This is a genomic window from Streptomyces sp. NPDC002446, from assembly GCF_053595675.1.
The window spans coordinates 122,998-133,098 of record NZ_JBSFYC010000016.1; the positions used below are offsets into that span (position 1 = coordinate 122,998).

At 71.3% G+C, this 10,101-nt stretch carries 7 protein-coding genes and 1 pseudogene; 3 read left to right on the forward strand and 5 right to left on the reverse strand.

Annotated features, from left to right (window positions below):
• Positions 1-97: 97 nt before the first annotated feature.
• From rfbB to ACWD6P_RS12635, 4 genes are read right to left on the reverse strand one after another with little or no spacing between them, the layout of a single operon-like run.
• Positions 98-1,084, reverse strand: a complete 987-nt coding sequence (rfbB, locus tag ACWD6P_RS12620; RefSeq protein ID WP_451444046.1) for a dTDP-glucose 4,6-dehydratase — start codon at positions 1,082-1,084, stop codon at positions 98-100.
• Positions 1,081-2,148, reverse strand: coding sequence for a glucose-1-phosphate thymidylyltransferase (locus ACWD6P_RS12625; RefSeq protein WP_451444047.1), 1,068 nt, complete (start codon positions 2,146-2,148; stop codon positions 1,081-1,083). Before ACWD6P_RS12625 ends, rfbB begins: the two co-directional genes overlap by 4 nt.
• The gene (locus tag ACWD6P_RS12630; protein WP_451444048.1) at positions 2,145-3,494 is read right to left on the reverse strand and encodes a methylaspartate mutase; all 1,350 of its coding nucleotides are present in this window, start codon (positions 3,492-3,494) and stop codon (positions 2,145-2,147) included. The genes ACWD6P_RS12625 and ACWD6P_RS12630 overlap by 4 nt, the downstream gene beginning before the upstream one ends.
• Positions 3,491-3,901 (reverse strand): cobalamin B12-binding domain-containing protein, encoded by a 411-nt coding sequence (locus tag ACWD6P_RS12635; protein WP_451444049.1) that lies wholly within the window; start codon positions 3,899-3,901, stop codon positions 3,491-3,493. Before ACWD6P_RS12635 ends, ACWD6P_RS12630 begins: the two co-directional genes overlap by 4 nt.
• A gap of 481 nt (positions 3,902-4,382) precedes the next feature.
• Between ACWD6P_RS12635 and ACWD6P_RS12640 the strand changes: the two genes are divergently transcribed.
• Positions 4,383-6,368 (forward strand): HelD family protein, encoded by a 1,986-nt coding sequence (locus ACWD6P_RS12640; protein ID WP_451444053.1) that lies wholly within the window; start codon positions 4,383-4,385, stop codon positions 6,366-6,368.
• A 176-nt stretch (positions 6,369-6,544) separates the two neighbouring features.
• Here ACWD6P_RS12640 and ACWD6P_RS12645 read toward each other — a convergent pair whose 3' ends face one another.
• On the reverse strand, positions 6,545-7,186 hold the full coding sequence (locus tag ACWD6P_RS12645) for a TetR/AcrR family transcriptional regulator (RefSeq protein ID WP_451444054.1): 642 nt from the start codon (positions 7,184-7,186) through the stop codon (positions 6,545-6,547).
• Positions 7,187-7,359: 173 nt separating this feature from the next.
• Between ACWD6P_RS12645 and ACWD6P_RS12650 the strand changes: the two genes are divergently transcribed.
• Both ACWD6P_RS12650 and ACWD6P_RS12655 read left to right on the forward strand, forming a co-directional pair.
• A complete protein-coding gene (locus ACWD6P_RS12650) occupies positions 7,360-8,856 on the forward strand; it encodes a DHA2 family efflux MFS transporter permease subunit (protein ID WP_451444050.1) in 1,497 nt (498 codons plus the stop codon).
• A gap of 423 nt (positions 8,857-9,279) precedes the next feature.
• Positions 9,280-9,987: pseudogene (locus ACWD6P_RS12655) on the forward strand (cytochrome P450); the annotation flags it as partial.
• Positions 9,988-10,101 lie beyond the last annotated feature (114 nt).

Here is a 10,101-nt window from a genome sequence, read left to right on the forward strand (position 1 = left end):
GCGTTGCTGCGGGTTGCCGTGCGGGGTTCCGTTCCGGTGGGTGGCGCGGCCTCGCGGCCGCGCGGGGGGGTCGCCGCCCCGGGCCGCGCCACCCGGCTCACAGGCCCGCGCGCTGCTTGAGCGGCTCCCACCACTCGCGATGCGTGCGGTACCAGTCGATGGTCTCCGCGAGAGCGGTGTCGAAGTCGCGGCGCGGGGCGTACCCCAGCTCGGTACGGATCTTCGTCCAGTCCACCGAGTAGCGCCGGTCGTGGCCCTTGCGGTCCGCGACATGGTCGACCCGGTCCCAGCCGGCGCCGCACGCCTCCAGCAGGCGCTCGGTCAGCGCCAGGTTGGACAGCTCGGTGCCGCCGCCGATGTTGTAGACCTCGCCGGGGCGGCCCTTGGTGCGCACCAGCTCGATGCCCTGCACATGGTCGTCGATGTGCAGCCAGTCGCGGATGTGCAGCCCGTCGCCGTACACCGGGACCCGCCTGCCGTCCAGGAGGTTGGTGACGAACAGCGGGATGAGCTTCTCGGGGAAGTGGTGGTGCCCGAAGTTGTTGGAGCACCGGGTCACGCGTACGTCCAGGCCGTGGGTGCGCCCGTAGGCCAGCGTGATCATGTCGCTGGACGCCTTGGCCGCGGCGTAGGGGGAGTTGGGGGCGACCGGGTGGTCCTCGGTCCAGGAGCCGGCGTCGATGGAGCCGTAGACCTCGTCGGTCGAGATGTGGACGAAGGTGCCGAAGGAGTCCTGGTGGTGCAGCGCCGCGTCCAGCAGCGTCTGGGTGCCGACGACGTTGGACATGATGAAGTCGGACGCACCGCGTATGGAGCGGTCGACGTGCGACTCCGCCGCGAAGTGCACCACGGTGTCGTGCTCCGCGACGAGCTTGTCGACCAGCCCGGCGTCACAGACGTCGCCGTGGACGAAGGTGAAGCGCGGGTCCTCCCACACGGCGGCGAGGTTGGCGGTGTTGCCGGCGTAGGTGAGCTTGTCCAGTACGGTCAGCCGGCTGATGTCCGCGGCACCGGGGGTGCCCAGGACCGTGCGTGCGTAGTGGGAGCCGATGAAGCCGGCTCCTCCCGTGACCAGGATCCTCATGACGCGATCTGCACCGTGCTGTGGTCGCCCAGGACGAGGCGATGGGTACGGGGTCCGTGGGACGCGGGGGTGACCTCCACATTGCGTCCGATCAGCGAGGCGGCGATACGGCGCACGCCGGTGATCCGGGTCTCCGGCAGGACGACGGAGTACTCGACCTCGCAGTCGTCGAGCCGGCAGCCCTCGCCGATGGAGGTGAACGGCCCGACGTAGGAGTCGGTGACGGTGCTGTTCGTGCCGATCACCGCGGGGCCGACGATGCGGGAACCGCGGATCTGGGATCCGGCCTCCACGACGACCCGGCCGATGATCTCGCTGTGTTCGTCGACCAGCCCGTCCAGCCGGGGCTCGGCGCTCTCCAGGACGGTGCGGTTGACCTCCAGCATGTCCACCACGCTGCCGGTGTCCTTCCAGTAGTCCTCGATGAGGGTGGAGCCGACGCTCCGCCCGGCGTCGATCAGCCACTGCAGGGCGTGGGTGATCTCCAGTTCGCCCCGGCGGGACGGCTCGATGGCGCGCACCGCCTCGTGGACGGCCGGTGTGAACAGGTAGACACCGATCATCGCGAGGTCGCTGCGGGGCCGCTCGGGCTTCTCCTCCAGCCCCACGACCCGACCGTCCGGGCCGAGTTCGGCGACCCCGAACGCGCTGGGGTCGGCCACCCGGGTCAGCAGGATGTGCGCGTCGGGCCGTTCGAGCTGGAAGTCCTCGACGAGTCCGGAGAACCCGCCGCAGACGAAGTTGTCACCGAGGTACATCAGGAAGTCCTCCTCCCCCAGGAACTCCCGGGCGACCAGGACCGCGTGGGCCAGGCCGAGCGGGGCGTGCTGGGGGATGTAGGTGACCTTCAGGCCGAACCGCGATCCGTCGCCCACCGCCGCGCGGATCTCCGCCGCGGTGTCGCCGACGACGATGCCGACGTCGATGATCCCGGCGCGGGCGATCGACTCCAGGCCGTAGAACAGCACCGGCTTGTTGGCCACCGGCACCATCTGCTTGGCGGAGGTGTGGGTGAGCGGACGCAGTCTGGTTCCGGTCCCGCCGGCCAGCACGAGTGCTCTCATCGGTCTTCGACCGCCTTTCCGCGCGTGGGCCCGCGCAGCTCGCCGTACGGGTCGCCGTCGAAGGTGCGGCGCACATAGGACAGGGCACTCATCAGCTCGCCGGAGGTGACCGGCCGGCTGCGGCCGCGCCCGACCAGCGGGGCGAGGGGCAGCGAGCCGACGTCGGCCCAGCACAGCCGGCCGTCGCGGTCCAGATAGCTCCTGCTGCGGCCGGCGTTGTCCGGGTGGAGGCAGTAGGGGATGTCCAGCAGTCCGCGCTTGAACGCCTGGACCAGGGCCCGGCCGATGTCCGGTGCGGCGTTGAGCACCGCGTCGACGAGGGCGTACGCCTCGGCGTGGACCTGGGAGTCGTCGTCGGCGGGCCCCGGGTTCCGTTCCGGGTGGCCGGCCGCGGTGCGGGCCGCGTGTTCCAGCGCGGCGACGTTCTCGGCGACCGTGGGGATGCGCTCGGCCTCCGCCTCGGTCTTGACGATGAGCCGTTCGGCTCCGGTGGCCCGGGCCAGCCGCGCGGCCGCGCCGAGCAGGCCACGGGCGCCGGCCGGGGTCTGCGGGTACACGCCCATGTAGGCGTAGACGACGATGTGGAGGTCCGCGTCGGGCAGCAGCCGCGCGCACAGCCCGCGCAGCGCGCGGATCGCCTCCCGGTCCTGGCCCGGGTGGCTCTGCTGGGCGTAGCTCACCGAGATGCTGCGCAGACCGTGACGGTAGAAGAACAGCGCCTCCAGGACGCTGAGGGCCACCAGCTGCCCCGGCGGGCACAGCTGCCCGAGCATGCAGCCGCCGAAGGTCTCCAAGTGGGGTTCCACGCCCCACTCCCGCAGCCCCGCGAAGTCCTCGCAGCAACGGGCCCAGCTGTGCACGGACTTCTCCAGCGGCGTACGGCCGTAGGGCAGGCAGTAGGAGACCGGGCCGCCCTCGGACGCCGAGAGCCCGACCGCCGTCAGCGCCGTGAAGATGTGGCCGGGGTCGGCCGAGCCGTGCCGGACCTGTACGGGGAAGTCGTCGTCGGCGATGTCCGCGAGGACGCGCTCGGTCGTCTCCCGCGGGTGGGTGGCGAGGGGGTAGCCGTTGAGCGCGATGCCCCGGCGCACGGCGTCGCGGGCCGCCGTCAGATCGCCGACGCGGGTGTAGCTGTCGACGGTGACGGTGCCCACGGTGGTCGCCGAGGCGCGCCGGGTGGCCAGCAGTCCGGCCCGCATGTGTGCCGGGTCGCTGAATCCCATGCGCGGCTGAACGACGAGTTCACCGGACGCCGCCCGGCGGCGTACGAACTCACCGAAGCCGGCGGAATTCCCGGCCGCACCGCGTTCCGCCGAGTGCGGCGGAACACGGAATTCTCGGTTCATGACGCCACTCGTTCGAAGACATGGCTCAGATAGCGCTCGAATTCCGGTACGGCATCGGGTCCGTCGGGGAACACCGCGTCAAATCCCGCGTCGAGCAGCGGGTCCACGCACAGACCGTCCCGCACCCCGGATATCCCCAGCTTCCCGCCGAGCACCATACGGGTCCCGGCGAGCGGGAGCCGTGCCCGCAGTTTCCTGATGACGCGCAGGCCGTCCTGGTATCCGTGGCCGTTCACGCTGCTGATGACCAGCATGTCCGGGGTGCGGTCCAGGCATTCGGCGACGAGCAGTTCGTCGGGTACGCAGGCGCCGAGATTCACCACCTCGAAACCGTGCTCTTCCAGCAGGAGTTGGAGGTACACGAGGTTCCAGGTGTGGGCGTCGGAAGCGAGACTGCTGACGATCACTACTCCCCGTGCATCGTCGAATGCGCGCCCCATTGCCTTGCCCATCCACCCACCCCGAATACCTGGACCCACAAAAACCTGCCTGCCGCTTTCGCAGGCTAGCCCGCTGAAAGAGCGCCTCAAAACCCCTACTGCCCCTATCTGCGTTCGGGCGCAGGGGTGCCGGGACACCGGGCCGTCCGGCCGCCGCGGCCCGGGGCGCCGGCCCGCACACCCCCGGCGCCCCCCACCCCATGGGCAACTCGGTAAGTCTCTTAACCCGGTTCAGTTATGCTGTCCGGGTCAACCACCGCTGTCGCCGTACGGCTTACGGACGGCGCACACGCAGCACAGCCAGGCGGTCACTGCGGAAAGGTCGCGATCGATGACGCCATACGCCCAGGACTCGTACACCTCGGACTCCTGCGCCGGCGCGGGCACCGCCGGGCTGGACGACGTACTCGCCGCGGAGCGGGAGTACGTCGCCCTGTGCCGGGCGGCGATGACCCGGCAGGTCGAGGACGCGGGACTGCAGGTCACCGAGGGCGCGGAGGTATCGGGCGACGGCGCGAGCGCGGAGGCGCTGGGCCGGTATCTGCGCACCCGGGCCAGGGACATGGCAGAGGAGCCGGACAGCCCGCTCTTCTTCGGACGCCTCGACTTCGACGACGCCCCGGAGACCGGGGACCACCGCGCACAGCGCTACTACATCGGGCGCCGACGGGTCTCGGAACATCCGGCGGCACCACCGCTCGTCATCGACTGGCGGGCCCCCGTCTCGCGCACCTTCTATCAGGCAAGTGCCCTGGAGCCGCAGGGAGTCGCGGTGCGCAGGCGCTTCGGCTGGGCGCCGCTGAGCAGCGGTGAGCCGAAGGATCTGACGGGCCTGGAGGACGAGCACCTCGACCGGCAGGAGGACGTCCCGGCGGGGGCGAGCCGGATCGTCGCGGCCGAGATCGAGCGCCCGCGCACGGGTCCGATGCGCGATATCGCCGCCACCATCCAGCCGGAGCAGGACGACTTGGTCCGCCGTGAATTGGCCGACTCGGTGTGCATCCAGGGGGCGCCGGGCAGCGGCAAGACCGCGGTCGGTCTGCACCGTGCGGCATACCTGCTGTACACCTACCCGCAGCGGCTGCAGCGCAGCGGTCTGCTGATCATCGGCCCCAACCCGACGTTCCTGCGCTATATCGCCCAGGTCCTGCCGGCGCTCGGCGAGATCGACATCGCGCAGTGCACGGTGGAGGACGTGGTCGCCCGCCACCCCGTTCAGGCCGTCGACGGTGAACTGGCGGCGGCGGTCAAGCAGAGCGACCGGATGGCGACCGTACTCGAACGGGCCCTGTACGGCCGGGTGGCCACGGTCCCGGAGGGCATCACCGTTCCCGACGGCTCCTACCGCTGGCGGGTCTACGGCGACGAGCTGAGCCGGATCGTGGACGAGGTGCGCGCGCAGGCGGCGCCGTACGCGGTGGGACGGGAGCACGTCCGCTCGCGGGTGGTGTCCCTGGTCCAGGAGCAGGCGGAGCGCCGGGCGGGCCCGAAGAACATGACCTGGCAGCGGAAGACCGGCCGGTGCCGGCCGATCGCGGCGTTCCTGGACGCCGTGTGGCCGACGGTCCGGGCGGAGGAGGTGGTCGCCGGACTGCTGGGCGACGCCTCGGTGCTGGCCGAGGCCGCGGAGGGGCTGCTCGACGCGGACGAGCAGGCGGCGATCCTGTGGAGCAAGCCGCCGCGGTCGGCCAGGAGCGCCAAGTGGTCGGCGCAGGACATGCTGTTGATCGACGAGGTCGCGGGCCTGATCGAGCGGCCCGGAAGCTTCGGGCACGTGGTCGTGGACGAGGCGCAGGACCTCTCCCCCATGCAGTGCCGGGCGATCGCCCGTCGCAGCGGCTTCGGCTCGCTCACCGTACTGGGCGATCTGGCGCAGGCCACCGCTCCCTGGGCGGCACGCTCCTGGGCCGAACAGCTGGCGCACCTGGGCAAGACCCAGGGCACGGTCACCGAACTCACCACCGGCTTCCGGGTGCCGGCCGCCGTGATGTCGCTGGCCAACCGGGTGCTGAGCGCGCTCGACGTGGATGTGCCGGCCGCCCGGTCGCTGCGCCAGGACGGCGCACTGTCCGTCCGGCAGGTGCCGGACGCGCGCTCCGCGACGGTCGAGGCCGCACGCCGGGCACTGGAGCACGAGGGCGCCATCGCGGTGATCACCGCGGACGACGAGGCGGAGCGGACGGCCGAGGCGCTGCGCGCGGCCGGCCTGGAGGTCTCCACCTCCGAGGACGTCGGCACGGCGGCGCGGCTCGCGGTGCTCCCCGCGAGGGTCGTCAAGGGTCTGGAGTACGACCACGTGATCGTCGTCGAACCGTCGGCCATCGTGGAGGCCGAGGAGCGCGGTCTGCACCGGCTGTACGTGGTCGTGACCCGCGCGGTGTCCCGACTGGAGGTGCTGCACGCCCGCCCGCTTCCGGGGCCGCTCGCCGGCTGAACACGGGACGGCGTACGCGAAACGAAGGGAGCACGCCCCTGGTCGGGGACGTGCTCCCGGTGCGAAGTTCGGTGGAATCAGGCGCCGACGTCCGTGGATTCGGGCGGCGACGCCCGTGGATTCAGGCGATGCGCAAGGCCGTTCCGGAGGCGGTGCCGTTCAGGCAGTGGTGCCGTTCAGGCGGTGCGTACGGCCGAGGGCCCGGCGAGCCCCCACTCCAGCAGCGCGAAGGCGTGGTCGGCGTCGGCGACCGCCTGCGGGTAACTGCCGTCCGCCGTGGCGCCGTCGACGATCCGCTGCCAATTCGCCGCGGCCAGGATGCGCTGGGCCGCGATCACCTGGCCGGCGACCAGCCGGGGCGTGAGGTCGGCGGGCCCGGCGTCCAGCGCCTCGGCCAGCGCCTGCGCCAGGGCGTCCTCGGCGCGGCTCTGATACTGCACCACGCGGGTCTGCAGGCTCGGTGTGGAGTACACCAGGCCGTGGAAGTCGAGGACTTCCTGCTCGTCGTTCAGTCCCGTGATGGGGTCCCGCCGGGCCAGTCCGTCGGCGAAGTGCTGATGCAGGGCCGCCAGGGGCGAGACGCCCGACCGGCGCTCGCGCACGACCTCGCTCGCCACCGTCTCGTGGTCGGCGAAGCGGTGCACCACGAGGTCTTCCTTGGTCGGGAAGTACTTGAACAGCGTCGGCTTGGAGACCTCGGCCGCCGCCGCCACATCCACGACGGAGACCTGGTCGAACCCGTGCCGGAGAAACAGTGAGATCGCGGCGTCGGAGATCGTCTGCCGCGTTCGCTGCTTCTTGCGCTCCCGGAGCCCCATCGGCTCGTCTCGCTCTTCCACCCCTGCACCCTAACACGCAGCTAACCAGGTCAAGGAGATGACCAAGTTCATATCTTGACTCGGTTAACGAATTGGGGTTTACTGCTGCTATCGCAGTTCGGTGCCGCTCCGGCCTGCGACAACGAGCGCATGAGGAAGAAAGAGGAACCGACATGACACAAGCGACCGCGGCCTCGCCCCCGAGGTCTGCGCGCTTCCGGTGGTGGGGCCTGGCGGTGATCGGGATCGCCCAGCTGATGGTCATGCTGGACACCACGATCGTGAACATCGCCCTCCCCTGGGCCCAACGGGCGACCGGCATGTCGGACGCGGACCGGCAGTGGGTGATCACCGCCTACACCCTCGCCTTCGGCGGCCTGCTGCTCCTGGGCGGCCGGATCGGTGACCTCGTGGGACGCAAGCGGGCCTTCGTCATCGCGGTCGCCGGATTCACCGTCGCCTCAGCGGCCGGCGGTGCCGCGCCCAACGCCGCGGTCCTGGTCGGCTCCCGCGCCGCACAGGGCCTCTTCGCCGCGCTCCTCATCCCCGCGACGCTGGCGATGCTGACCACGACGTTCACCGAGCCCCGGGAGCGCGCCAAGGCGTTCGGCGTCTTCAGCTCGGTTGCCGCGGCCGGCGGGGCGCTGGGGCTGCTGTGCGGCGGTGTGATCACGCAGTACCTCAACTGGCGCTGGTGTCTGTACGTCAACGTCCCCATCGGGATCCTGGTGGCCGCCGGCGCCGGGCTGCTGCTGCCGGGTCTGCCGGCCCAGCGGGGCGTGCGGATCGACGTCCCCGGTGCGGTGCTCTCCAGCGGCGGCATGGTGGCGCTGGTCTACGGGTTCAGCGAGGCCGCCGACGAGGGCTGGGGGTCGGGCCGGGTGATCGGCGTGCTGGTAGCCGCCGTGGTGCTGCTGACCGTCTTCGTCGTGCTGCAGGCCAAGGTCCGCGACCCCCTGCTGCCGCTGCGGGTCCTGGCCGAACGCAACCGGGCCGGTGGCTTCCTCACCATCGCGCTGGCCATGGTCGGCATGTTCGGGCTCTTCCTGATCATGACGTTCCAACTCCAGGTCGTCATGGACTACTCACCGGCGCGCGCCGGGCTGGCGCTGCTCCCGGCGACCCTGGCGACGGTGCTCACCACGACCCAGGTCACCGCGCGGCTCATGCCGCGGGTGCCGGTGCGGCTGCTGGTGGCACCGGGCCTGCTGCTGGCCGCGGCCGGACTGTTCAACCTCGGTCGGCTGACCCCGGAGAGCTCGTACGCCTCCACGCTGCTGCCCACCCAGATACTGCTCGGCGCCGGGCTGGGCCTGGTGATGACGCCCTGCGTCAACATCGCGACGAACAAGGTGCCGCCCGCCGATGTCGGAGTCGTCTCGGCGTTCGTCAGCACCTCGCAGCAGATCGGCGGCTCGATCGGGACGGCCCTGCTCAACACCATCGCGACGAGCGTGACGGCCACGGCCCTGGCCTCGCGGGCCCATGACGCCGCGGCCACCGCGGAGGCGACCGTACACGGATACGCGGTGGCGAGCCTGTGGGCCGCCGGGATCCTGCTGGTCACAGCCGCCGTCGCGGCGGCCCTGATCAATGTCGACCTGCGGACGCCGCCTCCGGCGGAGGCACCGCCCGCGTCCGTCAAGGAGGAAGTCTCCCCGGGCACCTGACCACACGTCTCCGATGACCAACAGTCGCCGGGTTCCCCCGGCCCAGCGGCTGTCCCCGGCCGCCCCACCGCAGCTGACTTCACGCCGGTGGGGCGGCCACCTCTTTGAGTTGAGGAAGGTCCCATGTCACAGCGTTCGGCCCCGGCACGCCTCCGGCAGCTCGACTCGGCATTCCTGCAGGACCCGCACTCCCTCTACTCCGCACTGCACGACGACGGGCCGGCGCACCAGGTGGTCCTCCCGCCGGATCTCCCGGTCTGCGGCGGCCAGCCGGTGTGGGTCATCACCGGTTACCAGGCGGTGCGGGCGGCCCTGACGGACCCCCGGCTGAGTACGGATCTGCGCAGGACGGACCCGCTCTTCGCGCGGAACGCGCCGGACAGCGACAAGCGCGGTGCGTTCTCCGCCTCGCTCGCCACGCACATGCTGCACAGCGACCCGCCGGACCACACCCGGCTGCGCCGCCTGGTCAACGGAGTCTTCACCACCCGCGCCGTCGAAAGGCTCCGCCCCGACATCGAGCGCCTCACCCATCAGCTGCTGGACGAGCTGCCCGACGGCGCCACGGTGGATCTGCTGGACGCCTTCGCGTTTCCGCTGCCGATCAGGGTGATCTGCCTGCTGCTCGGGATACCGACTGGGGAAGAGGCGGCCTTCAGCTCCTGGTCCAGGGCGCTGGTCTCCGGCGGGACCTCGAAAGCGGCGACCGCCGCTTCGACCGCGCTGATCCGGTACCTGCGTGGTCTCATCGAGCGCAAGCGCCGCGAACCGTCCGGCGATGTGCTGTCCACGCTGGTGTCGGCGCGGGACGACGAGGACCGGCTGAGCGAGACCGAGCTGCTCTCGATGGCGTTTCTGCTGCTGGTCGCCGGCCATGAGACCACGGTCAACACGCTGGGCAACGGGATGTTCCATCTTCTGGCGCGCCGCGACCAGTGGGAGCGGCTGCTCGCCGACCGGTCGCTGCTGCCTTCGGCGGTGGAGGAATTCCTGCGGGTGGAGGGCCCCTTGAAGCACGCCACGTTCCGCTGTGCCACGCGGCCCGTGCGCATCGGTGACGTGGAGATCCCCGCCGGGGACTTCGTCCTGCTGTCGCTGGCCTCCGCCAATCGCGACCCGCAGCGCTTCGCCCGCCCGCACGACCTCGATACCCCGGCCAGGACACCTCCGCCTACCTCCCCCCGACCACCCTCCTGGCCCCGCCCCCCTCCTCGCCGCTCCACCACGCCGAGCCCTTCGGCCCCG